We start from the raw sequence: 23,998 nt of genomic DNA, 5'->3' as shown, positions 1-23,998 counted from the left end.
GAGCCGGCCCGGCCGGTAGTCTTCTTCGTGCATGGCTCGTCGGTGACGTCGCGGGTGTTCGACCTCAACGTGCCCGGCAAGGGCGAATATTCGGTCATGAACGAATTCGCCCGCCACGGTTTTGACTGCTGGACCATGGACCACGAGAACTACGGCAAGTCCGGCCGCACCCAGGGCAATTCCGACATCGCGAGCGGCGTCGAGGATCTGAAGGCCGCCGTCGAGGTGGTGACCCGCGAGACCGGCCAGAGCAAATTCCATTTCGTCGGCGAGTCCTCGGGCGCCTTGCGCGCCGGCGCCTATGCCATGGCCGCGCCGGAGCGCATCGATCGCCTGGTGTTCGCCGCCTTCACCTACAAGGGCGAGGGCTCGCCCACGCTCGCCAAGCGGGCCGAGCAGCTCGACTATTATCGCAGCCACAACATGCGCAAGCGCGACCGCGACATGATCCGCTCGATCGCGACCCGCGACAAGCCGGGCACCAGCGACGTTGCCGCGGTCGAGGCGCTGGCCGACATCGAGATGCAGTTCGGCGACCAGATCCCGACCGGCACCTATCTCGACATGACCGCCAACCTGCCGGTGGTGCATCCACAGAAGGTGCTGGCGCCGGTGCTGCTGGTCCGCGGCGAATATGACGGGATTGCGACCGTTGCCGATCTCGAGGCCTTCTTCAACGAGCTGCCGAATGGCGACCGCCAGTTCATCATCCTGCCGGGCACCGCACATTCGGTGACGCTTGCGACCAACCGTCACCTGTTCTGGCACGTGGCGCGGGCGTTCCTGACCATGCCGACCCCGATTGCGACTTGACGACGGTTTGGACTTGCCTTTTGGGGTCCAAAATAATCCTGGGCGCCATGTCGGGACTGCCTTGCCGAGATCGTCCTTGGGACGTCATCCATCGAACAGGAGCCCTTCATGGCCAAGATGATCTTCGTCAGCCTGCCGGTCAGCGATCTCAAGCGGGCGACCGCCTTTTACGAGGCGATCGGCGCCGTCAAGAACGAGCAATTTTCCGACGACACGGCCTCCTGCATGGTGTTCTCCGAGACCATCCACGCGATGCTGATGACGCATGACAAATACCGGCAGTTCACGTCGAAGAAGATCGTCGACGCCAAGACGTCGAGCCAGCTGCTGCTCTGCGTCACCGCCCACAGCCGCGCCGAGGTCGACGACGTCGTCGGCAAGGCCGAGGCCGCAGGTGGCGTGCCCGATCCGTCGCCGAAGGACGAGTACGACTTCATGTATGGCCGCAGCTTCGAGGACCTTGACGGCCATATGTGGGGAGTGAACTGGATCGATGCCGCGGCTGCGCCGAAGGCGCACTCCGCGCCGGCTGCCGCCTGATCGAAGCCGCAAGCGAGGAGCAAGCTCATGTCGAAAGTCATGCCCTGCCTGTGGTTCAACGGCGAGGCGGAGGAGGCTGCGAACCTCTACGTGTCGCTGCTGCCCGATTCGAAGATCGAGGTGGTGCAGCGAAACACGGTCGACGGCCCCGGCGGCAAGGCGGGCACGGTGCTGGTCGTGGAGTTCACACTGGCCGGTCAGCGCTTCATGGCGCTCAACGGCGGCATGAAGGTGGAATATACCCACGCCGTCTCCTTCAAGATCGACTGCGCGGACCAGGCCGAAGTCGACCGGCTCTGGGAGGCGCTGCTCGCCGATGGTGGAAAGGCCAGTCGCTGTGGCTGGCTGTCCGATCGCTTTGGCGTGTCATGGCAGATCGTGCCGACGGCGCTGCCGAAATATCTCGGTGGTGCGGACCGCGCCGGTGCCGCGCGCGCCATGCAGGCGATGCTCGGCATGGTGAAGCTCGACATCGCCGGGCTAAAGAAAGCCTATGAGGGAGGCTAGACGAGCGATTTTGAAATTCGAATCCTATCGGCCTCCCCACTGAACCTCATCCTGAGGAGCATCGCGTGAGCGATGCGTCTCGAAGAATGGCCACGGGCGACGGTTGTGCAAGCGGCCATCCTTCGAGACGCGAGCCTTCGCCCTTGGGCAAAGGCTCGCTCCTCAGGATGAGGTCGGAGAGCCTGGAAGCGACAGGTCCCACAGAATCGCTCGTCTAGAGCGTTTTCGAGCGAAGTGGATACCGGTTCGCGTGAAGAAAACGCGTCAAAACAAAGAAGCTAGAGCTTCCGTTCCGATTCCATCGGAACGGAAGCTCTAGTGCGGCTCGGGGCGCCAGATCCGACGCGAGAGCATGATCATGGTGCAGACCGCGGCATAGGCCACGAGCGAGGCCGTCACCAGGCAAGCAAGCCCGGTCATCCCGGCACCGAAGCTGGTGACGGCGATCCAGCCGCCTCCCGCCGCGATCAGGATGCGTGCCAGCGACGCCGCGAGCGGTCCCATCGCGCGGCCGGTGCCTTGCGCGGCAAAGGAGGTGACAAAACCGAAGCCGAGCGCGCTGTAGGCGGGCGCCACGATGCGCAAGTAGGTCGTGCCTTCGCGCACGACTTCCGCATCATGGCTGAAGAGATGCAGCCAGGCCGTCGGAAACACCGCCACGGCGACGCCGATCGTGCCGGTGAAGAGCAGGCCGACGCCGCCGCTGATCCAGCCGATCCGCCGCGCCCGTGCCGTCTGGCCCGCGCCCATGTTGACGCCCACCATGGTGAGCGTCGCAGTGCTGATGCCGAACAATAGCGGGATCATGATGTAGTCGAGCCGCGAGGAGATGCCGTAGCCGGCCAGCGCCGAGGTCCCGAACAGGCCGACCGCGCCGGTGATGAGGATGACATTGAGGTTGGTCAGCACCGCATTCACCGCGGTGGGAATGCCGACCTTCAACATGTCGGCGAACAGCGCAGCGCGTAGCCGCACGACGCGGAAGGTGAGGCCGGAGCGGCCAGAGGCCATGTAGCGCAGCAGGAACAGCATCGCGGCGGTGTAATAGAGGCCGAAGGCGATGCCGGCGCCGCCGATGCCGAGCCGCGGGAACGGGCCAAGCCCGAAGATCAGCACCGGAGAGACCGGGATGGTCACGATCGCGCCGACCAGCGTCACCAGCGCGGGCACCTTGACATTGCCGGAGCCGCGCAAGGCGGCCGCCTGCAGGTTGACGATCCACACCGGGACAGCACCGGCGAAGAGATAGTTGGAATAGGTGATCGCGGCGGCGAGCGCGTCGCCGCTGCCGCCCAGCGTGCGGTACAGCAGCGGGCCGCCCAACGTCGCACCGAGCGTGAACAGCCCGCCGAAGACGATCGCCAGCACCACGGCATGAAACAACAGCGCGTCGGCGTCGTTGCGGCGGCCGGCACCGACCGCGCGCGCCACCGCGGAGGCGACGCCGCTGCCGAGCCCGCCATTCGACATCATGGTCATCAGCATGAAGATCGGAAACACCAGCGCCGCGCCTGCGAGCGCGCCGGTGCCGAGGAAGCCGACATAATAGGCTTCCGCGATGTTCACCGCAGTCTGCGCCACCAGCACCGTCACGGTCGGCAGCGCCAGCTTCAACAGCGTGGGCAGGATCGGCCCGGTCAGCAGCGCCGCCCGGGTCGCCTGACTGCGTGCCGCTGCGGGCGCCGCCGCCGGACGCACCGGCGTCGCCTCTTCAGCGGTGGCCCGAAGCCGCATCTCCCCGCCCGCGGGCAATGCCGCCACCTGTTCCAGTTCCATGATCCAGATTCCGCCTGTCGCCCACCGGGCCTTTCCAATTGCATTATGATCATAATACGCTATGATAGCCGTAGTGCAATAGCGGACGTGTGGCGTTATCACATGGCCGCCCTGAAACCGGAAGACCGGCATGCGCTACGAGAAGGGCCACAAGGACGAGACGCGCCAGCGCATCATCGAGGTCGCCGCGCGCCAGTTCCGCGAGAACGGTTTTGCGGCGGCGGGTGTTGCCGGGCTGATGGCAGAAGCCGGGCTGACCAACGGCGCCTTCTACGCGCATTTCGACTCGAAGGAGGATCTGCTGCGCGCCGTGCTCGCGGACGCCTATGGCCGGCGCGAGCAGACGCTGCGCAACAATCTCGAAACCGGGAAGGGGTTGGAGGGGACGCTCCGCGACTATCTCTCGCCGCGTCATCGCGACGATCCCGGCCACGGCTGCCCGACGGCTGCGATGGCGGCCGAGATCGCCCGCCATCCGAAGCGCACCCGCGATGCCTTCACCGGCAAGGTCTACTCGCTGGTCGAGCTGATGGCCGCACAGATCGAGAGTGGCACGGCCGCCGAGCGGCGCCGGACCGCGGTCGCGCTCTACGGCCTGATGATCGGCACCTTGCAACTCGCGCGCGCCGTCAACGACCGCAAGCTGTCCGACGAGATTCTCGAAAGCGGAATCGACGCGGCGCTGACGCTCGCCGACGGCTGATTTAGTTCGTGCGGTGTGGCAGGCCGGGCGGAGCCGTAGGGCGGGCTAAGGCGCGCACGCGACGATGCTGCGCATCGCGCGGAGCGCCGTGCCCACCATTGCATTAACAGCACGGCTTCGAATAATGGGCACGCTCCTGCCTTCGTGCGGCGAACTTATGCGCACTTGGCCCGCTTGGCCCACCCTACGGATCTACGATCCTCGCGAATAACCTACTAATAATTGATCCGCAGCCCCACGCCGCCATGCACGGTGTTACCGACCGGCTGCGGGCCGAGCGTGCCGTTGACGAACAGGTCGGCGATCCAGCCGTCGTGCAGGCGGAAGCCGAGCCGGCCGCCATATTCGAACCAGTCCTGGTTGCCGATCGTCGGGGTCACGTTGCCGTTGCCGGTGACGGCCGCGACGATGCCCGAATGGTTCGCGAACGACTGCACGAAGAAGCCGTTGACGTTGCCCTCGACGCTCGATCCGAACAGATGCGTCCACTGCCCGCCGAGCTTGACGAGGTTGGTGCGGTCGGTGCCCGTGTTGACGGTGGCATCGAACGGGTTGAACGCGGAGGCGGGGTCGGCATAGCCGGACACGCGCTGCCACAATTGCCAGAGCTCGACAGAGCCCGCGACCTCGTCGCGCGGCGAGAACCGGCTGATCCAGCCGGCACGCCCATACACGGCATAGTCGGCGCTGTTGGTCGAACTGGTGAGCGACACCGGACCCAGGTTCGTCACGTAGCTGCGGGTGTAGTTCACCCGCTGGAACGGCGAGAAGATGGTGCCGACATCGAAGAACGGCCGCGACGATCCCCAGTCGGTGAAATCGTAGCGCAGCGCGAGCGCGCCGATCGGCGCGCTGGTGACGTGATAGCCGTTCTCGCTGTACTGGGTGTAGGCGAGGCCGGCCAGCAGTGAGAGGTTGTTGGTCAGCTCCTTGCGGCCATGCACGCCGGCCGTGAACGAGCCGACGGAGCCGAAGGCGCTGACACAGTCGTGGCAATTGACCTGCTCGTTGACGCCGAGCAGCACCGAGCCGAGCACCTGGTTGGTGATCATCTGGTTGAAGCGCTGGTCGGCGACGCCCTTGATCGACGCGCCGCTGGAATCCGCGCCGGTCACCCGCGGCGGTGGATTCTCTTCGGGCGGCGGCGGTGGATCCGATGGTGGCGGGTCTGACGGCCCGCATTCGCTGCAGCAATTGTTGTAGTTGGTCGCGAGCGTGTTGCACGAGCCCTCTGCAGCGGCGCTGCGCGCCTGGAACGAGAGGAGCGCCAGCGCAACGATTGCGGTGAGGGCGATCGAGACGGCCAGGCTGAGCAGGGATTTGATCATGGTCAGCGCCCGCACAGGATGCCGGTGAAGTCCTGACCCGGCGTGGCATTGGCAAAATCGTTGATGGTGCAGAGCCCGCTCGTCGACGCGCAGGTCGCAGCAAAGCTCCATGCTGGATTGCCGGTCTTGGCGATCGTGGTCTTGCCGCCGGTCGCCGTGATGATCGCGGTGTCGCCGGGCTGCGTGAGCTGCATGCACTGGAAGTGCAGGGTGCAGACGTTCGCGGCGCCCTCCTGCAGCACGACGGTGGTCTTGCCGCGCTGCGACAGGATGTCGAGTATCGTGCCACGCACGCCGATGGTCGCGATCGGGGTCGTGATCTTGTAGGCGGCCTTCTCCGAATGCCCGGTGACGAAGCGGAACGCGCCGGTCGTCAGCCGGATCGCGATGTCGCGATAGCTGTGCTCGTCGTTGAAGACGGTGCGGTCGAGCTTGACGCTGGCGTTGGGGCCGAGCGAAAGGTTGGTGCTGTCCGCCATCACGAAGCGCGCGGCGCTTTCGTCTCCGGTACGCACCGTCTCGTCGCGCAGCACGCCGTCGCCGACATTGATCTGGCTGGTGGCCGCGGCCGCGACGCGCAGCACTTCCTTCTGCACGATGACCGCTTCGCCGATCCGCGACTGCGCCTGGGCGGCTTGCGGTGCCAATGCCCCGGACAGGAAAAAAACACCGAGAACGAGAACGCAACGATACAAATACATATCACTACCGAACGCTGAATATGTCCCAAGGTAGCTGAATTCGCGTGCAAATGATGTTGTAAAATTGTCACTAGCTCGCCCGCTCTCGGTCGCCTAGTTGTAGTAGCGCCAACATGCGTTCAACGCGCGGGTACGAAAACTGTGCTCAACCGCTCTCGTGCAGATGGCGACGCGCCTGCCGTGAAAGCCTTGCGTGAGCCTTCGCCGGCTCCAGGCGTTTCTGTCGCGCGGACCTTGCTGATCCCGGTCGTCCTGTTCGCCGTCGCGCATCTCGCCTTGCTGGCCGGCATCACCACGCCGAGCAAGTTCGTCTTCGACGAGGTGCACTACGTGCCGGCGGCGCGGCAGATGCTCGAGCCCGTCATGCCCGAGCCGATGCTCAACCCGATGCACCCGCCATTGGCAAAGCAGTTGATTGCGCTCTCGATCCGCGCCTTCGGCGACAACCCGCTGGGCTGGCGATATCCCGGCGCGCTGTTCGGCGCGCTCGCAGTGGTCGCGGTCTATCTCTGCGGTCTCGTGCTGTTCGAGGCGCAGGCGCCTGCGATCGCCGCAGCGCTGCTCGCCTTCTTCAACCAGATGCTGTTCGTGGTCGCGCGGACCGCGATGCTGGACATCTTCGCATTGACCTTCGCCCTGTTCGGCATTGCGGCCTTCCTGAAAGGTTTCGGCGAGCCGCGGCCACAGCGCTGGTTCGCGCCCGCAGGCCTTGCCTTCGGCCTGTCCGCCGCCTGCAAGTGGAGCGGATTGTTTCCGCTTGCGACCGCGATCGTGATCGTTGCCGCGACGCGGCTGTTGCAGGGCTGGCGAACGCAGTTCGCCGACGCCAGGGATTCCGACTGGTATCGCCCGGACCGCTGGCCCGAGTTCGGGCCGGCGCATTTCGCCGTCTGCTTCGTGCTGGCGCCGGCGATTGCCTACCTCGTGCCCTTCGTCGTGCTTGACGGATTTTCGCCGGCTGCCCTCATCGAGGCGCAGCGCCGCATCTTCGTCGACAACACCACCTCGACGCTGGGGACCCACACCTATGCGAGCACATGGCCATCCTGGCCCTTCCTGATGCGGCCGGTCTGGTTCCTGTTCGACAAGACCAGCGATGAGGAAATCGCGGCCGTGGTGCTGCTCGGTAATCCGGTGCTGCTCTGGTCGGCGCTGGTCGCGGTGCTGATCACCTTGCGCGACGTCGTGGTGGCGCGGCGGGCGGATGCCTTCCTCATCCTGTCGTTCTACACGGGTCCCTATCTCACCTGGGCGCTGCTGCCGCGCACGCTCGGCTTTCTTTATTATTACCTGCCTTCGGCCACCTTTGCCTCGCTGGCCCTGGTATACACGCTGCTGCGACCGAATATGCCACGCTGGACGCTCTGGGCGTTCGTTGCGATCGCAGGCGCGGCTTTTGTGATGATGCTGCCGGTGTCTGCCGCCTTCGTCGGCACGTCGATGGCGATCTTCAGCCGCCTGATGATCTTCCAGAGCTGGATCTGATACGACGTTGCAGCCGGTTCCGCATGTGGTTTTGGCGTCGTTGTTGACGACGCTCGCTCAGGTAGTCCATTTTGCCTGACCATTATCGGGCAATTGATTCAACACACCTTCAAATTTAAGGGAAGTCGGGGATGTGGGCCTTCCTGGAGCGGCTGCTGGATTCGTCGACGCTGTCGCCGCACGGCATCTGTCTGTTGTGGGAGCCGGAGCTGATCTGGCTGCACGTCGCCTCCGACGCGGTGATCGCCGCGGCCTATTTCTCGATTCCGGTCGCGCTCTCGATCTTCGTGTCGCGGCGCCGCGACGCGGATTTCGGCTGGATCGTCTGGGCCTTCGCCCTGTTCATCATGGCCTGCGGCTTCACCCATGTGATGTCCATCATCACGCTGTGGGTGCCGGCCTACGGTCTCGAAGGCCTCATCAAGGCGTTGACTGCGGCGGCGTCCATCGTCACGGCGGTGATGCTCTGGCCGTTGCTGCCGAGGGCGCTGGCGTTGCCGTCGCCTTCCCAGCTTCGAGCCACCGAGGCGGCGCTGGCGCAGGAGGGTTTGCAGCGGCGCGAGGCCGAGGCGATGCTGCGCCATTCGCAGAAGATGGAAGCGATCGGGCAGCTCACCGGCGGCGTCGCGCACGACTTCAACAACCTGCTCATGATCATCCTGGGCAACCTCGAAATGGCCCAGCAGAGCCTCTCCTCATGGAGCGTTGCCGCGCGGGACAAGCTGGCGCGCGCAATCGACAGCGCGGCGGGCGGCGCCCAGCGGGCCGCGGTGCTGACCCAGCGGCTGCTCGCCTTCGCGCGGCGTCAGACGCTCGATCCGCGGCTGACCAACGTCAACCAGTTGATCGGCGGCATGTTGGAGTTCTTCCGGCGGACGCTGGGCGAGAATATCGATCTTCGGGTCGTCAGCAGCAACGGGCTGTGGCAGGTCGAGGTCGATTCGAGCCAGATGGAAGCGGCGATCCTCAACCTCGTGGTCAATGCCAAGGACGCCATGGCCGGCAGCGGCAAACTGACCATCGAGACGAGCAACATCTTGATCGATGAGAGCCAGTCGCAGCAGGACCCGGGCCTGCCGGTCGGTCAATACGTCCTGATCTCGGTCAGCGACACCGGCATGGGCATGTCGCGCGAGGTCCAGGAGAAGGCATTCGATCCGTTCTTCACCACCAAGGAGCCGGGGCAGGGCACCGGCCTCGGGTTGAGCCAGGTCTACGGCTTCGTCAAGCAGTCCGGCGGGCACGTCAAGATCGACAGCGAGGCCGGCCACGGCACGATCATGAGGATTTATCTGCCGCGCGCGCATGTCGTTGCTGGCGCCGCGCGCGAGGATGAGGTGCCGATTGCCGCAAGCCACGGCAGCGAATCGATCCTGGTGGTCGAGGATGAGGCCGGCGTCAGGTCCTACCTGGCCGAGACGCTGCGCGACCTGAACTACCGGGTCCTCGAGGCCGCCGACGGCGGGGCGGCGCTCGCGTTGCTCGAAAAGCGCCCGATTCGCGTCGACCTGCTGCTGACCGACATCGTGATGCCCGGCATCAACGGCCGCCAGCTCGCCGAGACGATGCGAAGCCGCCAGCCCGATTTGAAGGTGCTGTTCATGACCGGCTACTCGGGTGATGCCGTCGCGCATCAGGGCCGGCTCGATCCTGGCGTGTCGCTGCTGCAGAAGCCGCTGACGCAGACCATGCTCGCGGCCAAGATCAGGGACGTGCTCGACAAGCCGTAGGCCGCTCCGAGCTCGCCTCGGCGCGCTCAGAAGCTGAACCAGGGGACCCGGTTCCAGTAGACGCGGCTGTGATAGAGATGCGGCCAATAGATCGGGAACGGCTCCCAATAGGCGTAGTGCCGGTAGTGCCGACGCGCGTAACGGTGGCGGTAGGCGTGGCGCGGCGCCGGCTCCGCCTCGGCTTGCCGGGCCGCGGGCTCGGCGGTCCTCGGCGCAATCGATGGCCGCGCCGTGTATCTCGGCGTTTCGGCCGGGGCGGCATCCTCGGCATGGACGGCAATCGCGGGGCTGACGGCAAGCAATGTTGCGACGGCAACTGAGGACAAAATCGTCTTCATCTCGATATTTCCCAATAAACCGATGAAAAATTCAAAGTTTGTCGGGCGGTCGCACCCACCGGAGGTCAAAAGCCGAACCGCCCGCCGCGTCAAGCGCGGCGGGCGGTTCGTGGCTGCGGCCCTTACTGCGACGCGGCCTTGGTGTCCATGTTGACGACCTGGACGCGGCGGTTGATCGCGTCGGTCGGATCGTTGGCGTCCTTCAGCTTGGTCTTGCCGTAGCCGACGGTGACGAGATCCGAGGCGGTGAGATGATAGTTCTGCACCAGGTAGCGCTTGATGGTATCGGCGCGCCGCTCGGACAGGTCCTGGTTGAAGGCGTCGCCGCCGATGCCATCGGTGTGGCCGGCGACCACGAACGTCGTGCCTTTCAGGCTCGGGTCGGACAGGGCCTTGCCGAGTTCCCGCACCGCCTGGGTCGAGGTCCTGGCGATCGCGGCCGAGTTGTAGTCGAACTGGATCTCCAGATCGATGTTCGGCTTGCTCGCGGCGATCTCGGCGATCTGTTCGCGCTCGCCGGTCGACAGCGAACGGGTGCTGCGGTTGCGGACGCTGTTGACGAAGTTGACCTCCTTGGTCTTGACCGACGGATCCACCGCGGGGACGGCGACCGACAGGCCGCGGGTCAGCGGCTTCGGCTTCAACTGCTTGATGATCTGATCGGCCGGCACGACCTCGCCGGCGAAGGCCAGGCCCACGGTCATCGAGAGCGCGGCGCCGACCGTGATCGCCTTAATTCCGAAAAACCTTGGTAAGCTGGTCATCGTCTTGATCCTTGGTGTTGAACGCCAGATGGCGTTTGGATGCTGCGACCATAAAATCGGTTCACACGCCTGAATGTGATACGCGTCACGGGGCAATAAGCACTTGAAACTACGCCTTTCCGGTCCCGCAGCCTATGCGATGCGGATACCGCTTCCAGCCCCATCTTAGGTGGGCCACCTCATGTTTGGATGGCGCCACCTCATTTGAAGCGTCAGCATGACGGACCGTTCGCTGTCGTTTCATTTCAAGCGGGCCCCGTCGCGCCGCGCAGGCGATCGGTTCGATCCCCCCTTTGTCGAGGGTGACCCGGATCACAGTCCGCGCCGCGGCTGCGGCGCACATTCCTCCATCATCGGCCCGCAAAGAAATACGGGACGCGGCCATCAAGGGTTCGAAGCAGGGGGAGAGTGGATCATGCGCTTCTGGATCGCAGCCTTGTCCGTCGCAGCATTGCTGGTCAGCGGCGACGCCGCCTTCGCCGAGAGGCGGGTCGCCTTCGTGGTCGGCAACGGCGCCTACCGCAACGTGCCGCCCTTGCCCAACCCGGCAATCGATGCCGCGACGATGGCCGCCACATTGCGCAACGTCGGCTTCCAGGTCGTCGAAGGCGTCAACCTCACCCGCGATGGCATGACGGACAAGCTGCTCGAGTTCGGCAAGCGCGCCGAAGGCGCCGACGTCGCGGTGTTCTTCTACGCCGGCCACGGCATCGCCGTGAACGGCACCAACTATCTCCTGCCGATCGATGCCGACCTCAGGTCCGAAATGGACGTCAAGCTCGGCGCGGCCATCAATGTCGACCTCACGCTCGAGCAAACCCTGGCGGACGCCAAGGTCAAGCTGGTGTTCCTCGACGCCTGCCGCGACAATCCGTTCGCGGCCAAGATCCGCTCTGCGAAGGTCACCCGCAGCGTCACCGTCGATTCGGGCCTTGCCGAGATGAAGTCGGGCGAGGGCACGCTGATCGCGTTCGCCACCGGGCCCGGACAGACCGCGCTCGACGGCGAGGTCGGCACCCATTCGCCGTTCACCCGCGCGCTGGTCGCCAACATCGCGCAGCCCGGCGTCGAGATCCAGCAGGCCATGACCCGCGTCCGCGCCCAGGTCAATGACGAGACCAACAAGAGCCAGCTCCCCTGGAATCACACCAACCTGATCGGCACGGTGTATCTCAACCCGGCCGCGTCCTCCTCCGAGAAGGCGGCCGATGCGCCGGCCGCGGCACCGGCCCAGGCGTCAGCCATCGAGATCGAATTCTGGCGCTCGGTGAAGGATTCCAACAAGCCCGAGGAGCTCAACGCCTATCTCACCAACTACCCGAGCGGCACCTTCAAGTCGCTGGCGCTGGCCCGCATCGCGAGCCTGCAGAACGGACCGTCCACCACCACCCGCAACCTGACCGCCGGCATCGATCCCGAAACCTTCACGCAGGAGGCCGACCAAGGCAGCGAGGACCGGATCGGTCTCGACAAGGCCCAGCGGCGTGACGTGCAGCGCCGTCTCACCGGGCTCGGCTTCGACACCAAGGTGAATGGCCGGTTCGACGAGACGACGCGTGCGACGCTCAGGCGCTGGCAGGCCGCACGCGGCTATCCCGCCACCGGCTATCTCAATGATCTGCAGCACAAGGCCCTGACCTCGGAGATCGTCTCGACCCGTACGGCCGCGGCCGATGAAGGCGGCGAGGACACCGGCCGTCGGTCGTCTCGCCACGACGGCGGCCGGCACAATTATCGCGGCGGCGGTGGGCCCGGCGGCTTGTTCGGCCACATGATGGGCGGCCTGTTCCGGTAATTCTTGCTTCGTCCCCAAGCCTTCAAGGCGCCGGGGTTCCCGGTCGCCTTGTTTTCCGGGATGGTATCGCAAAGCCGACTCCGCGCCGCCGATCTGCGGACAAGGAATCGGCCAGATAGCTGCCTAGAGGTGGCAAAAAAGTACACTTACAACAAAAACGAGTGGCGCCAGGCCGTGGTCCAATCCATCAAACGTCAATCCGACTATCAAGGGTATCGAACTGGCAGTACCGATCGGATCATCATCAACTCGATGCCGATCCTGGTCGGTGCCGCGATGATCGCGGCGGCGATCCTGCTGTCCACCTTGGTCACGGCGCTCGGGACACGTTATGTCGGCATGGAGGGCCCGACCGAGGACAGCGCCTGGCTGGTGGATCGCCTGACCGGCAGCATCTATCGCTGCGAGGCCCGCACGCAGGGCAGGGCGTCCTGTGCCGGCGAAACGGCAGCCGGCAGCGTGCCGCAACCCAAGCAATAGAAGTCGGCGCCTGATCTCTTTTGGGATACCGGTCCATGCGCCTTCTGGCGCGCGCGAATCCCGCTACATTGTCACGGATGCCCCGCGCGATCGAACCCGTGCCCCTCAGCAAGCTTCAGGCGAAGCGCATCTGGCTAGCCGCGCAGGGGCTCGACACGCGGGCGCCATTCGGCGCCGGGGCCGACGCCGTGGCCGAGGCGGTCGCCCATCTCGGCTATGTGCAGATCGACACCATCAACGTCATCGAGCGCAGCCATCATCACATCCTCTACACCCGCATCCCGGATTATCGTCGCGCCGACCTGCGCCAGGCGCAGAGTGCCGACCGGAGCGTGTTCGAATACTGGACCCATGCGCTGTCCTATGTGGCGGCGAAGGACCTGCGCTTCTTCCTGCCGTCGATGCGGCTGCACCGGCGCGAGGGCCACAAATCCTATCCCTCGGTTACGCCGGCCGACATGCGCAAGGTGATGCGGCGCCTGCGCGAGGGCGCGCTGACGATCCGCGACATCGACGACGACGTGCTGGTGGAGAAGAGCCATCTGTGGGCGAGCCGCAAGCCGTCCAAGCGCGCGCTGCAGCTCGCCTTCTACGAAGGCAAGGTGACGATCTCCGAGCGCAACGGCATGCTCAAGACTTACGAACTGATGGAGCGACACTTTGGCTGGGACAAGCTTCCGAAGGGGGCGACGGCCACGGAAGTCACGGCCTATCTGCTCGACCGCGCGCTGCGCGCGCAGGGCGTGGTCTCGCTGGACTCGGCCTGCCATCTCGACGCGCCGAGCAAGCCCGCGATCCGCCGCCTGATCGAGCAGCGCCTGAGGCGCGGCGAGCTCGTGCCGGTCGCGCTCGAAGGCGCCGGCAAGCAGGCGCATTTTGCGGCGCCTGAGACGCTCGCGGTGCAGCGGGAAGACGGCGGGCTCGTCCACATCCTCTCGCCGTTCGATCCGCTGATCATCCAGCGCAAGCGCACGCATCTGTTCTTCGACTATGAGCACAAGTTCGAGGCCTATGTGCCGAAGGAGAAGCGCCTGTTCGGCTATTTCGCGCTGCCGGTCCTGGTCGATGATGACATCGTCGCCGCGCTCGACCTCAAGACCGACCGGCAGAAGCGGAAGCTCCTGCTGCAGCAATGGAGCTGGGTGGGCGAGGGCAAGCGCGCGAGAGGCGAGGCCCGCAAGGTATTGAAGCGCCGCATCGAGGGGGAGCTGCACCGGTTCGAGCGGTTTCAGTTGGGGGAGCTGCGGCAGACAAGTGAGCTGAAGGAGGGCCCCTCGGTCCGTGCCGCCGTCACACCCTTAACTTTCACGAAATCCTGATGACTGACGATTATTGACTTTTATCAGTCAGCTACGACACTCCTCACGAAATTCAGCCGTGGGAGAGTCCGATGCTGGCTCGATCAGTTTTATCGAATTATTACAAACTCTTAGCGGGCGTGGCGCTGGCCTCCGTGGCGATCATGCTCGCGGGTTGCAACGAGCAGGTGGCGCAAAAGCCGGCCGCGGCGCGGCCTGTCCTCGTTGCAACCGCCCATTATGAGGCGGCGACGCCCGAGCGCAGCTTCGTCGGCACCATTCGGCCCCGGATCGAGGCGGATATGGGCTTTCGGGTGCCTGGCAAGGTGGCGAAACGCCTGGTGGAAGTCGGGCAGATGGTTGAGGTTGGTCAGCCCTTGGCCACCCTCGACGAGGTCGACCTGAAGCTGCAGGCCGAGCAGGCGGATGCCGAGCTGAGTGCTGCGACCGGCGTGCTGGCGCAGGCGGGCGCTGCCGAGACCCGTGCCAAGGAATTGCGCGCCAAGGGCTGGGCGACCGACGCCCAGATGGACCAGGCGCGTGCCGCGGCGGACGAGGCCCGCGCCCGGCTGAACCGGGCCGAGCGTTCGGTCGATCTCACCAAGAACTCGCTGTCCTATGCGACGCTGGAAGCGGATGCGCGCGGCGTCGTCACCGCGACCCTGATCGAGCCGGGCCAGGTGGTCGCCGCCGGCCAGACGGCGATCCGCGTCGCGCGGTTTGCCGAGAAGGAGGCCGTGGTCGCGATTCCCGAGACGCTGGTGGAGCGCGCCAGGACGGGCAAGGCGAGCGTCACGCTGTGGTCGGAGCCCGGCCGGAAGTACGAGGCGAAGCTGCGCGAGATCTCGCCGAGCGCCGATCCCGCCACCCGCACCTATCTCGCGAAGTTCTCGCTGCCCGGCGCAGGCGACAGCGTTGCGCTCGGCATGACCGCGACGCTGACGCTGTGCGACACCGCGAGCCAGCGCGTGGCGCGGCTGCCCCTGTCGGCGCTGTTCAGCGAAGGGACCGGCCCCTCATTCTATGTCGTCGACGACCAGGGTCAGGTCACGCTGAAGCCGGTGCAGGTGAAGGCTTATGAGAGCAACGACGTCGTCATCACCGGCGGCGTCGACGAGGGCGCCAAGATCGTGGCGCTCGGCGTGCAGAAGCTCGATCCGAGTCAGAAGGTGCGGGTGGTGTCGGCGCTGTCGTTCTAGCTGCCGCCGTCATTCCGGGTCTGGTCCTTCGGACCATCCCGGAATGACGGAGAAGGAAAACAGTCGGTATTCGATCCGGAGGGTGCGATGAAGCGGTTCAACCTGTCGGCCTGGGCGGTCAGCCATCCCGCGCTGGTCCTGTTCCTGATCGTGGCGCTCGGCGTCGCCGGCTTCTTCTCCTATCAGAAGCTCGGCCGGGCCGAGGATCCCTTCTTCACGGTCAAGGTCGTCAACGTCTCGGCGATGTGGCCGGGCGCGACGGCGTCCGAGATGCAGATGCAGGTCGCCGACCCGCTCGAGAAGAGGATGCAGGAGCTGCCCTATTTCGAGAAGGTGCAGACCTATTCGAAGCCGGGCTTCACCGCGATGCAGGTCACCTTCCGCGACTCCACGCCGCCGAAGGACGTGCCTTATCTGTTCTATCTCCTGCGCAAGAAGCTGGTCGACGCGCAGGGCAAATTGCCGGCCGGCCTGCTCGGGCCTGTGGTCAATGACGAGTTCTCCGACGTCGATTCCATCCTCTATATGATGACCGGCGACGGCGCCGACTATGCCCAGCTCAAAAAGACCGCCGAGGGCCTGCGCCAGCGCCTCTTGAAGGTCGACGGCGTCACCAAGGTCGATCTCTACGGCACCCAGGACGAGCGTATCTTCGTCGAGTTCTCGCATGCCAAGCTCGCCACGCTCGGTATCACCCCGCAGGCGCTGTTCGATTCGCTCGCCAAGCAGAACAACGTCGTGCCGGCCGGCACGGTCGAGACCTCCTCGCAGCGCGTGCCGCTGCGCGTCACCGGCGCGCTCGACGGTGCCAGGGCGGTCGCGGAGACGCCGGTCGAGAGCAACGGCCGCGTGTTCCGGCTCGGCGACATCGCCACCGTCACCCACGGCTTCGTCGATCCGCCGACCTTCAAGGTGCGCCAGGAAGGCAAGCCCGCGATCGGCATCGGCGTCGTCACCGCCAAGGGCGCCAACATCCTGGAGCTCGGCAAGCAGGTGACGGCCGCGACCGACGGCTTCATGAAGGCGGTGCCGCAGGGCATCAATGTCGAATTGATCGCCGACCAGCCCAAAGTGGTCGATCATGCGGTCGGCGAGTTCATCGATTCCTTCGTCGAGGCGCTGGCGATCGTGCTGTTCGTCTCCTTCCTCGCGCTCGGCTGGCGCACCGGTTTCGTGGTCGCGGCCTCGGTGCCGCTTGTGCTCGCGATCGTCTTCATCGTGATGAACGTGATGGGGCTCGACCTGCACCGCATCACGCTGGGCGCCCTGATCATCGCGCTCGGCCTCCTGGTCGATGATGCCATCATCGCGGTCGAGATGATGGTCGTGAAGATGGAGCAGGGCTGGGACCGCATCAAGGCGGCGTCCTTTGCCTGGGAGTCCACCGCGTTTCCGATGCTGACGGGCACGCTGGTCACCGCGGCCGGCTTCCTGCCGATCGGCTTCGCCAATTCGGCGGTCGGCGAATATGCCGGCGGCATCTTCTGGATCGTCGCGATCGCGCTGGTCGCGTCGTGGTTCGTCGCCGTGATCTTCACGCCCTATATCGGTGTCAAGCTGCTGCCGAACGTCAAGGTTCACGCCAACCACGATCCGCATGCGATCTACGAGACCCGCGTCTACCGCGCGCTGCGCCGCGTGATCGCCTGGTGCGTGGAGCACCGCGTCAAGACCGTGCTCGCGACCGTCGGCGTCTTCGTGGCCGCGATCGTGGCCTTCGGTCATGTGCAGCAGCAGTTCTTCCCGCTGTCGGAGCGCCCCGAATTGTTCCTGCAGCTCCGCCTGCCCGAGGGCACCGCGATCAACGTGACCGAGAAATCCGTGGACAAGGCCGAGACCCTGCTCGCGGGCGACAATGATATCGCGACCTACACCGCCTATGTCGGGCAGGGCTCGCCGCGCTTCTGGCTTGGCCTGAACCCGCAATTGCCGAATGAGGCGTTTGCCGAGATCGTGATCGTCGCCAAGGACGTCAAGGCGCGCGAGCGCATCAAGGCCAAGATCGAGAATGCGGTCGCCGACGGCACGCTGTCGGAGGCGCGGGTGCGCGTCGACCGCTTCAATTTCGGCCCGCCGGTCGGCTTCCCCGTGCAATTCCGCGTGATCGGTCCGGATACGCAGAAGGTGCGCGAGATCGCCTACCAGGTCCGCGACATCATGAAACAGAATCCCAACGTCAAGGAGCCGCAGCTCGACTGGAACGAGCAGTCGCCCTATCTCAAGCTCGTCGTCGACCAGGACCGCGCCCGCGCGCTCGGTCTGACCCCGCAGGACGTCTCGCAGGCGTTGGCGATGCTGATCTCCGGCGTCCAGGTCACGACCGTGCGCGACGGCATCGAGAAGGTCGGCGTCGTCGCCCGTGCGGTGCCGTCGGAGCGGCTCGACCTCGCCCATGTCGGCGACCTCACGGTGACGTCACGCAATGGTGTCGCCGTGCCGCTGCAGCAGATCGCGAAGATCGAGTATTCCCACGAGGAGCCGATCCTGTGGCGGCGCAACCGCGACATGGCGATCACGGTCCGCGCCGACGTCAATGACGGCGTCCAGGCCCCCGACGTCACCAACCAGATCTCGCCGAAGCTGCAGCAGATCCGCGACCATCTCGAGCCGGCCTACCGGATCGAGGCGGGCGGCGCGTTCGAGGAATCCGCCAAGGGCAACGCCTCGATCTTCGTGCTCTTCCCGATGATGGTGATCGTGATGCTGACGCTCTTGATGATCCAGCTCCAGAACTTCTCACGCCTGCTGCTGGTGTTCCTGACCGCGCCGCTCGGCATCGTCGGCGCGTCGCTCGGGCTCAACGTCGCCAACCAGCCGTTCGGCTTCGTGGCGCTGCTCGGCCTGATCGCGCTCGCCGGCATGATCATGCGCAACACGGTGATCCTGGTCGACCAGATCGAGACCGATGTTTCCCACGGCCTGACCCGTAAGGAGGCGATCGTGGAGGCCACCGTCCGCCGCGCCCGTCCGGTGGTGCTGACGGCGCTCGCCGCCATCCTCGCCATGATCCCGCTGTCGCGCTCGGCGTTCTGGGGGCCGATGGCGATCACGATCATGGGAGGTTTGTTTGTTGCGACCTTCCTGACGTTGTTGTATCTGCCGGGGCTCTACGCGCTCTGGTTTCGCAAGAGCCTTGGGGAGGCTGGTCCCGTGGAGCAGCCGGCCGACCTTGCGCCGCAGCATTTTCCTCAGCCCGCATTTCCGCTTGCCGAGGCCGCAGAATAGTTGAAAACATTGAGACGATCATGACGCTGATTTCCGAACATATCGAGCCCGACACCCGAGAGCGGATTCTCGTGGTGGCGGAGCGTCTGTTCCGGCAGATCGGCTATCAGAAGACGACGGTGGCCGACATCGCCAAGGAATTGCGGATGTCGCCCGCCAACGTCTATCGCTTCTTCGATTCGAAGAAGGCGATCCACGAAGGCGTGGCGCGGATCATGATGGGTGAGGTCGAGGACGCCGCCAAGGCGATCGTCGCCAAGCCCGGGTCTGCGGCGGCGCGGATGCGCGAATTGATCACGACCGTTCATCGCATGAACACGGAGCGCTATGTCGGCGATTCCAAGCTGCATGAGATGGTCGAGATCGCGATGGAGGAGAGCTGGGAGGTCTGCGTCGCGCACATGCAGACCGTCACCGAGCAGATCGCCCAGGTGGTCGGGCAGGGCGCTGCCTCCGGCGAATTCGACGCCCCTGATGTCGTGACGTCGGCGCTCTGCGTCTGCACCAGCATGATGCGCTTCTTCCACCCGCAGATGATCGCCCAGGCCATGAACAAGCCGGGGCCGACGATCGACCAGATGGTCGATTTTGTCCTTGCCGCTCTTGGTTCGAACAGCCGCGCAAGCTAGATATTTCCGTGATTCCGGGATGCGCCGCCAGGCGCAGGCCCGGAATGACGGTGGCGGTGATCGGAAAGGACGTTGCAGTGACCGATAAAGACCTGCATTTCTACGAGCCCAAGGACGGCCATGGGCTCAAGCACGATCCCTTCAACGCCATCGTGGCGCCGCGGCCGATCGGCTGGGTCTCCTCCCGCGATGCCGAGGGCAACGTCAACCTCGCGCCCTATAGCTTCTTCAACGGCTTTTGCTACACGCCGCCGATCATCGGCTTTTCCTCGACCAGCTGGAAGGACAGCGTCGAGAACATCCAGGAAACGAAAGAGTTCTGCTGGAATCTCGCGACCATGGCGCTGGCGAAGCACATGAACGCCACCGCGGCCCATGTCGCGCGTGACGTCAATGAATTCGAGCTCGCCGGCCTGACCCAGGCGCCGAGCCGGCTCGTCAACGTGCCGCGGGTCGGCGAAAGCCCGGTCTCGTTCGAGTGCCGCTTGTGCGACATCATCCAGCTCAAGGGCGCCAATGGCGAGAAGGCGCAGGCCTGGCTGACGCTCGGCGAGGTCGTCGCCGTGCATATCGACAAGGCCATGATCAAGGACGGCGTCTACCAGACCGCGATGGCGCGGCCGATCGTGCGCGCCGGCCGCAAGGGCGACTATTTCGAGATCAGGCCCGAGGCGATGTTCGAGATGGTGCGGCCGGACTGACTTCGCCGGCAAGTTACTTTGACGTCGGCGTTTTCCGGAACCGAAGCGGCCATCTGTCGTTATCGGCTCGAGGCAATTTGCCTTTATTTTCAACGTAAAGCGTCATCTTTATCTTCACGCTTTCCGTTAGACTGGAGGCAGGTTCTCAAATCCCGCGCCGCTCCGCCGCCCCCCTTCAAGGACATCGCCATGAGCTTTCGCCGCGACACCATCACCAAGCCGATCTTCGCGTTCGCGCGCAAGGTGCTGCCGCCGATGTCGGACACCGAGCGCGAGGCGCTGGAGGCGGGCGACGTCTGGTGGGATGCCGATCTCTTCACCGGCAATCCCGACTGGTTGAAGCTGCTCAAGCATCCGCCGGCGACGCTGACGGAGGAGGAGACGGCATTCCTCCACGGCCCGGTCGACGAGCTCTGCGCGATGCTCGACGAGTGGAAGATCAACTGGGAATGGCGCGACCTGCCGCACGAGGTCTGGGACTTCATCAAGCAGAAGAAGTTCTTCGGCATGATCATCCCGAAGGAGTTCGGCGGGCTCGGCTTCTCGCCCTATGCGCATTCGGAAGTGGTGCGCAAGATCTCCAGCCGCTCGCTGACCGCCGCCGTCACCGTCATGGTGCCGAACTCGCTGGGGCCGGGCGAATTGCTCATGCGTTTCGGCACCCGGGCGCAGCAGGAACGATGGCTGCCGCGGCTCGCCGACGGCAGCGACATTCCCTGCTTCGGCCTGACCAGCCCGGAAGCCGGCTCCGACGCCGCCGCGATGGTCGATACCGGCATCATCTGCAAGGGCCAGTTCGACGGCCACGAGGTGATCGGGCTGCGCTTGAACTGGCACAAGCGCTACATCACGCTCGGGCCGGTCGCAACGCTGCTCGGCCTCGCCTTCAAGGCCTATGATCCGGACCACCTCGTCGGTCAGCAGGAAGAGCTCGGCATCACCGTGGCGCTGATCCCGACCAGCCTGCCCGGTGTCGAGATCGGCCAGCGCCATCTGCCGGCGATGCAGGTGTTCCAGAACGGGCCGAACCGGGGCCGCGACGTCTTCATCCCGCTCGACTACATCATCGGCGGCGAGGAACGGCTCGGCCAAGGCTGGAAGATGCTGATGACGGCGCTCGCCGCGGGCCGCGGCATCTCGCTGCCGTCGCTGTCGGCCGCGGGCGCGGCCTATGCAGCGCGCACCACCGGCGCCTATGCCCGCATCCGCGAGCAATTCGGCATTTCCATCGGCAAGTTCGAGGGCATCGAGGAGCCGCTCGGGCGCATCGCCGGCACGGCCTATCTGCTCGACGCCGCGCGGCGGCTCACCTGTGCCGCACTGAACGAGGGCCACCACCCGGCGGTGATCTCCGGCATCATGAAATTGCAGGCGACCGAGCGGATGCGGATCGCGATCGACGACGCCATGGACATCCATGGCGGCAAGGCAGTGATCGACGGTCCGCAGAACTATCTCGGCAATCTCTACCGTTCGGTGCCGGTCGGCATCACGGTGGAGGGGGCCAACATCCTGACCCGCAATCTCATCGTGTTCGGGCAGGGCGCGATCCGCGCCCATCCGCATCTGCTCGCCGAGATGAACGCGCTGCGCGATGAGGATCAGGTCCGGGGGCTGGAGGCGTTCGATCAGGCGTTCTGGAAGCACGTCGGCCATACGATGGCAAATCTGTTCCGCGCCTGGAGCCGGAGCTGGACCTTCGGCCTGACGGCGCCCGCGCCGGATGCGGGCGAGGCCACCGGCTTCTACCGCCAGCTCTCGCGCTATTCGTCCGCCTTCGCGCTCGCCGCCGACCTGGCGCTGCTGACGCTCGGCGGCGCACTGAAGCGCAAGGAGATGCTGTCGGCGCGGCTCGGCGACATTCTCTCGGAATTGTACCTGCTCTCCGCCGCACTGAAGCGCTGGGAGGAGGAGGGGCGCGAGGCGGCCGATTTTTCCGCGCTCGCATGGTGCATGGCGACCGGCTTCAAGACCATCGAGAACCGGCTTGCCGAAATCTGCGCCAACCTGCCGAACCGCTTTGCCGGCCTGATGCTGAAATTCCTGGTGCAACCGTTCGGTGCACGGGTGCTGGGGCCCTCCGACCGCGTGGTGCACCAATGCGCGCAGCTCATCCTCGAGCCTGGCGCGGCGCGCGAGCGGCTGACGCCCGACCTGTCGTTCGTGGAAGACGATGGCGGCCGGGCCCGGCTGGAGAAGGCGTTCCTGCTCGTGACCGCCGCCGAGGACGTCTCCAGGCGCATGCATGCCGCGCATCTGCGCGATCCGCAGGAAGCGGTGCTGAAGGGCGTGATCACGCAAGGCGAGGCCGAACGGTTTGCCGCCGCGCAGGCAGCGGTGGCGCGGGTGATCGAGGTCGACGACTTCGCGCCCGAGGCGCTGTCGCCGATTTACAAGAAGCCCGCCGACGTGCATCAGTTCTTCCAGGATCTGGGCGAGCAGAGGGCGGCGAGCTGATGGCACGACCGGTCTTCATCATCGACGGCAGCCGGACGCCGTTCCTGAAGGCGCGCTCCGGCCCCGGGCCGTTCACGCCGGTCGACCTTGCCGTGCAATGCGGCCGGCCGCTGCTGGCGCGTCAGCCTTTTGCTCCGACCGCGTTCGATCAGGTGATTCTCGGCTGCGTCAACGTGATCGCGGACGAGATGAATCCGGCGCGGGTCGCGGCGCTGCGGCTCGGCATGGGCGAGGCCATGGTGGCGTTCACCGTGCAGATCAATTGCGGCTCCGGCATGCAGTCGATCGACACGGCCTACCGGTATATCCGCGAAGGCACCTGCAATCTCATCCTGGCCGGCGGCACAGAGGCGCTGAGCTACGCGCCGCTGGTCTGGCCGCAGGGCGGCGTGCGCTGGTTCGCGGGCCTTGCGACCGCCAGGGGGATCGGGGCGAAGATCATGGCGGCGCTGAAGGCGCGGCCGAGCTATTTCAAGCCGGTGATCGGGCTGGAGCGCGGGCTCACCGATCCCATCACCGAGTTGAACATGGGCCAGACCGCCGAGGTGGTCGGTCATCTGTTCGGCATCACCCGTGCGCAGTCGGACGCCTACGCCGCCGAAAGCCACCGGCGGCTCGCCAACGCCCAGAAGCAGGGCTGGCTCAAGGGCGAGATCGAGACCGCATTCGCGCGCGACGGCAAGTTCTACGACCACGACGACGGCGTGCGCCCGGACTCGTCGCCCGAGACGCTGGCGAAGCTGCGCCCGGTGTTCGAGCGGCCCTGGGGCCAGGTCACCGCAGGCAATTCCTCGCAGATCACCGACGGCGCATCCTGGGTGATCCTCGCCTCCGAGGAGGCGGTGGCGAAGCACGGTCTCAAGCCGAAAGCCGTCATCCTCGACAGCCAGTGGTCGGCGCTCGATCCCTCGATCATGGGGCTTGGCCCGGTGCTGTCGGCGACCGCGCTTCTCAAGCGCAACAATCTGACCGTGCAGGATGTCGAGACCTGGGAATTGAACGAGGCCTTTGCCACCCAGGTGCTCGGCTGCCTCGCCGCCTGGAACGACGAGACCTTCTGCAAGGAGATTCTTGGTCTCGGCGGCGTCGCGGGCCAGATCGATCAGACGAAACTCAATGTCGACGGCGGCGCGATCAGCCTTGGCCATCCCGTCGGAACCAGCGGCAACCGCATCGTGCTGCATCTCGTCAATGCGATGAAGCGGCTCGGGACGAGCCGCGGGGTCGCCACCGAATGCATCGGTGGCGGGCAGGGCGGTGCGATGCTGATCGAGGCGGTGTGACCATGGAATCGCGGATCATGGATGTGCTCGCCGACCGCGTGCTCGAGCTCGGGCCGAAAGCGGACGCGCCGAGCGCTTACCGGAATTTCAAGCTGACCCGCGATGCCGATGGCATCGCCTGGCTGCTGTTCGACCGCGAGGGCGCCAGCGCCAACACGCTCTCTGCCGATGTGATGGAAGAGTTCGACAGGATCCTGGCCGAGCTGGAAGGCCAGCGCCCGGCGGGCCTTGTCATTCGCTCCGCGA

The 23,998-nt window shown here is 65.5% G+C and carries 20 protein-coding genes and 1 pseudogene; 16 read left to right on the top strand and 5 right to left on the bottom strand.

The features are described from left to right. From JOY90_RS10135 to JOY90_RS10125, 3 genes are all read left to right on the top strand, one after another. Nucleotides 1-813 (top strand): alpha/beta fold hydrolase (locus tag JOY90_RS10135; RefSeq protein WP_291690996.1); only part of this gene is annotated, 813 nt, incomplete at its 5' end. Between the two features lie 108 nt (nucleotides 814-921). Further along, on the top strand, nucleotides 922-1,353 hold the full coding sequence (locus tag JOY90_RS10130) for a VOC family protein (protein ID WP_291690995.1): 432 nt from the start codon (nucleotides 922-924) through the stop codon (nucleotides 1,351-1,353). A 27-nt stretch (nucleotides 1,354-1,380) separates the two neighbouring features. Beyond that, a complete protein-coding gene (locus JOY90_RS10125) occupies nucleotides 1,381-1,860 on the top strand; it encodes a VOC family protein (protein WP_291690994.1) in 480 nt (159 codons plus the stop codon). Between the two features lie 315 nt (nucleotides 1,861-2,175). Here the strand turns inward: JOY90_RS10125 and JOY90_RS10120 are convergent, their stop codons facing one another. Continuing rightward, nucleotides 2,176-3,636, bottom strand: coding sequence for an MATE family efflux transporter (locus JOY90_RS10120; RefSeq protein WP_291690993.1), 1,461 nt, complete (start codon nucleotides 3,634-3,636; stop codon nucleotides 2,176-2,178). A gap of 130 nt (nucleotides 3,637-3,766) precedes the next feature. Between JOY90_RS10120 and JOY90_RS10115 the strand changes: the two genes are divergently transcribed. Next, nucleotides 3,767-4,339 (top strand): TetR/AcrR family transcriptional regulator, encoded by a 573-nt coding sequence (locus tag JOY90_RS10115; protein WP_291690992.1) that lies wholly within the window; start codon nucleotides 3,767-3,769, stop codon nucleotides 4,337-4,339. 215 nt (nucleotides 4,340-4,554) lie between these two features. On the opposite strand, the gene JOY90_RS10110 is transcribed toward JOY90_RS10115, so the two are convergent. Continuing rightward, complete coding sequence (locus JOY90_RS10110) at nucleotides 4,555-5,667, bottom strand: hypothetical protein (RefSeq protein WP_291690991.1); 1,113 nt, start codon at nucleotides 5,665-5,667, stop codon at nucleotides 4,555-4,557. A gap of 2 nt (nucleotides 5,668-5,669) precedes the next feature. Continuing rightward, nucleotides 5,670-6,368 (bottom strand): FecR domain-containing protein, encoded by a 699-nt coding sequence (locus JOY90_RS10105; RefSeq protein ID WP_291690990.1) that lies wholly within the window; start codon nucleotides 6,366-6,368, stop codon nucleotides 5,670-5,672. A 180-nt stretch (nucleotides 6,369-6,548) separates the two neighbouring features. On the opposite strand from JOY90_RS10105, the gene JOY90_RS10100 reads away from it, so the two are divergent. Together JOY90_RS10100 and JOY90_RS10095 are read left to right on the top strand one after the other, a co-directional pair. Then, entirely contained in the window at nucleotides 6,549-7,853 is a 1,305-nt protein-coding gene (locus JOY90_RS10100; RefSeq protein ID WP_291690989.1) for a glycosyltransferase family 39 protein, read from the top strand. 131 nt (nucleotides 7,854-7,984) lie between these two features. Continuing rightward, nucleotides 7,985-9,583 (top strand): response regulator, encoded by a 1,599-nt coding sequence (locus JOY90_RS10095; protein WP_291690988.1) that lies wholly within the window; start codon nucleotides 7,985-7,987, stop codon nucleotides 9,581-9,583. Nucleotides 9,584-9,609: 26 nt separating this feature from the next. On the opposite strand, the gene JOY90_RS10090 is transcribed toward JOY90_RS10095, so the two are convergent. Continuing rightward, nucleotides 9,610-9,921: a hypothetical protein gene (locus tag JOY90_RS10090; protein ID WP_291690987.1), complete on the bottom strand. Its 312-nt coding sequence runs from the start codon at nucleotides 9,919-9,921 to the stop codon at nucleotides 9,610-9,612. 122 nt (nucleotides 9,922-10,043) lie between these two features. Further along, complete coding sequence (locus tag JOY90_RS10085; RefSeq protein ID WP_291690986.1) at nucleotides 10,044-10,685, bottom strand: OmpA family protein; 642 nt, start codon at nucleotides 10,683-10,685, stop codon at nucleotides 10,044-10,046. Nucleotides 10,686-11,100: 415 nt separating this feature from the next. Here JOY90_RS10085 and JOY90_RS10080 point away from each other — a divergent pair, with 415 nt between their 5' ends. The 10 genes and pseudogenes from JOY90_RS10080 to JOY90_RS10035 form a co-directional block, all read left to right on the top strand. Further along, nucleotides 11,101-12,480, top strand: a complete 1,380-nt coding sequence (locus JOY90_RS10080) for a caspase family protein (RefSeq protein ID WP_291690985.1) — start codon at nucleotides 11,101-11,103, stop codon at nucleotides 12,478-12,480. 252 nt (nucleotides 12,481-12,732) lie between these two features. Next, nucleotides 12,733-12,960 carry a hypothetical protein gene (locus JOY90_RS10075; RefSeq protein WP_291690998.1) on the top strand — a complete coding sequence of 76 codons (228 nt, stop codon included), beginning with the start codon at nucleotides 12,733-12,735 and terminating at the stop codon, nucleotides 12,958-12,960. A gap of 77 nt (nucleotides 12,961-13,037) precedes the next feature. Then, nucleotides 13,038-14,279, top strand: a complete 1,242-nt coding sequence (locus tag JOY90_RS10070) for a crosslink repair DNA glycosylase YcaQ family protein (RefSeq protein ID WP_291690997.1) — start codon at nucleotides 13,038-13,040, stop codon at nucleotides 14,277-14,279. Nucleotides 14,280-14,350: 71 nt separating this feature from the next. After that, nucleotides 14,351-15,457: an efflux RND transporter periplasmic adaptor subunit gene (locus JOY90_RS10065; RefSeq protein WP_291690984.1), complete on the top strand. Its 1,107-nt coding sequence runs from the start codon at nucleotides 14,351-14,353 to the stop codon at nucleotides 15,455-15,457. A gap of 87 nt (nucleotides 15,458-15,544) precedes the next feature. Further along, the gene (locus tag JOY90_RS10060) at nucleotides 15,545-18,682 is read left to right on the top strand and encodes an efflux RND transporter permease subunit (protein WP_291690983.1); all 3,138 of its coding nucleotides are present in this window, start codon (nucleotides 15,545-15,547) and stop codon (nucleotides 18,680-18,682) included. Nucleotides 18,683-18,702: 20 nt separating this feature from the next. Continuing rightward, nucleotides 18,703-19,311, top strand: a complete 609-nt coding sequence (locus tag JOY90_RS10055) for a TetR/AcrR family transcriptional regulator (protein WP_291690982.1) — start codon at nucleotides 18,703-18,705, stop codon at nucleotides 19,309-19,311. 77 nt (nucleotides 19,312-19,388) lie between these two features. After that, on the top strand, nucleotides 19,389-20,012 hold the full coding sequence (locus tag JOY90_RS10050) for a flavin reductase family protein (protein ID WP_291690981.1): 624 nt from the start codon (nucleotides 19,389-19,391) through the stop codon (nucleotides 20,010-20,012). A 189-nt stretch (nucleotides 20,013-20,201) separates the two neighbouring features. Beyond that, nucleotides 20,202-22,469, top strand: coding sequence for an acyl-CoA dehydrogenase (locus tag JOY90_RS10045; protein ID WP_291690980.1), 2,268 nt, complete (start codon nucleotides 20,202-20,204; stop codon nucleotides 22,467-22,469). Beyond that, nucleotides 22,469-23,752, top strand: a complete 1,284-nt coding sequence (locus tag JOY90_RS10040) for an acetyl-CoA C-acetyltransferase (RefSeq protein ID WP_291690979.1) — start codon at nucleotides 22,469-22,471, stop codon at nucleotides 23,750-23,752. The genes JOY90_RS10045 and JOY90_RS10040 overlap by 1 nt, the downstream gene beginning before the upstream one ends. A 2-nt stretch (nucleotides 23,753-23,754) precedes the next feature. Further along, a pseudogene (locus JOY90_RS10035) lies at nucleotides 23,755-23,998 on the top strand (fatty-acid oxidation protein subunit alpha); the annotation flags it as partial.

The sequence above is a fragment of the Bradyrhizobium sp. genome (assembly GCF_019242285.1).
Taxonomy (GTDB): Bacteria; Pseudomonadota; Alphaproteobacteria; order Rhizobiales; family Xanthobacteraceae; genus Bradyrhizobium.
Note: the sequence above shows the minus strand (reverse complement) of the source record. Positions and strands in the feature narration are given on the sequence as shown.

Coding starts and splice junctions, on each gene's coding strand:
- JOY90_RS10130 (WP_291690995.1), top strand. CDS start 922: ATGGCCAAGATGATCTTCGTCAGCCTGCCGGTCAGCGATCTCAAGCGG.
- JOY90_RS10125 (WP_291690994.1), top strand. CDS start 1,381: ATGTCGAAAGTCATGCCCTGCCTGTGGTTCAACGGCGAGGCGGAGGAG.
- JOY90_RS10120 (WP_291690993.1), bottom strand. CDS start 3,636: ATGGAACTGGAACAGGTGGCGGCATTGCCCGCGGGCGGGGAGATGCGG.
- JOY90_RS10115 (WP_291690992.1), top strand. CDS start 3,767: ATGCGCTACGAGAAGGGCCACAAGGACGAGACGCGCCAGCGCATCATC.
- JOY90_RS10110 (WP_291690991.1), bottom strand. CDS start 5,667: ATGATCAAATCCCTGCTCAGCCTGGCCGTCTCGATCGCCCTCACCGCA.
- JOY90_RS10105 (WP_291690990.1), bottom strand. CDS start 6,368: ATGTATTTGTATCGTTGCGTTCTCGTTCTCGGTGTTTTTTTCCTGTCC.
- JOY90_RS10095 (WP_291690988.1), top strand. CDS start 7,985: ATGTGGGCCTTCCTGGAGCGGCTGCTGGATTCGTCGACGCTGTCGCCG.
- JOY90_RS10090 (WP_291690987.1), bottom strand. CDS start 9,921: ATGAAGACGATTTTGTCCTCAGTTGCCGTCGCAACATTGCTTGCCGTC.
- JOY90_RS10085 (WP_291690986.1), bottom strand. CDS start 10,685: ATGACCAGCTTACCAAGGTTTTTCGGAATTAAGGCGATCACGGTCGGC.
- JOY90_RS10080 (WP_291690985.1), top strand. CDS start 11,101: ATGCGCTTCTGGATCGCAGCCTTGTCCGTCGCAGCATTGCTGGTCAGC.
- JOY90_RS10075 (WP_291690998.1), top strand. CDS start 12,733: ATGCCGATCCTGGTCGGTGCCGCGATGATCGCGGCGGCGATCCTGCTG.
- JOY90_RS10070 (WP_291690997.1), top strand. CDS start 13,038: ATGCCCCGCGCGATCGAACCCGTGCCCCTCAGCAAGCTTCAGGCGAAG.
- JOY90_RS10065 (WP_291690984.1), top strand. CDS start 14,351: ATGCTGGCTCGATCAGTTTTATCGAATTATTACAAACTCTTAGCGGGC.
- JOY90_RS10060 (WP_291690983.1), top strand. CDS start 15,545: ATGAAGCGGTTCAACCTGTCGGCCTGGGCGGTCAGCCATCCCGCGCTG.
- JOY90_RS10055 (WP_291690982.1), top strand. CDS start 18,703: ATGACGCTGATTTCCGAACATATCGAGCCCGACACCCGAGAGCGGATT.
- JOY90_RS10045 (WP_291690980.1), top strand. CDS start 20,202: ATGAGCTTTCGCCGCGACACCATCACCAAGCCGATCTTCGCGTTCGCG.
- JOY90_RS10040 (WP_291690979.1), top strand. CDS start 22,469: ATGGCACGACCGGTCTTCATCATCGACGGCAGCCGGACGCCGTTCCTG.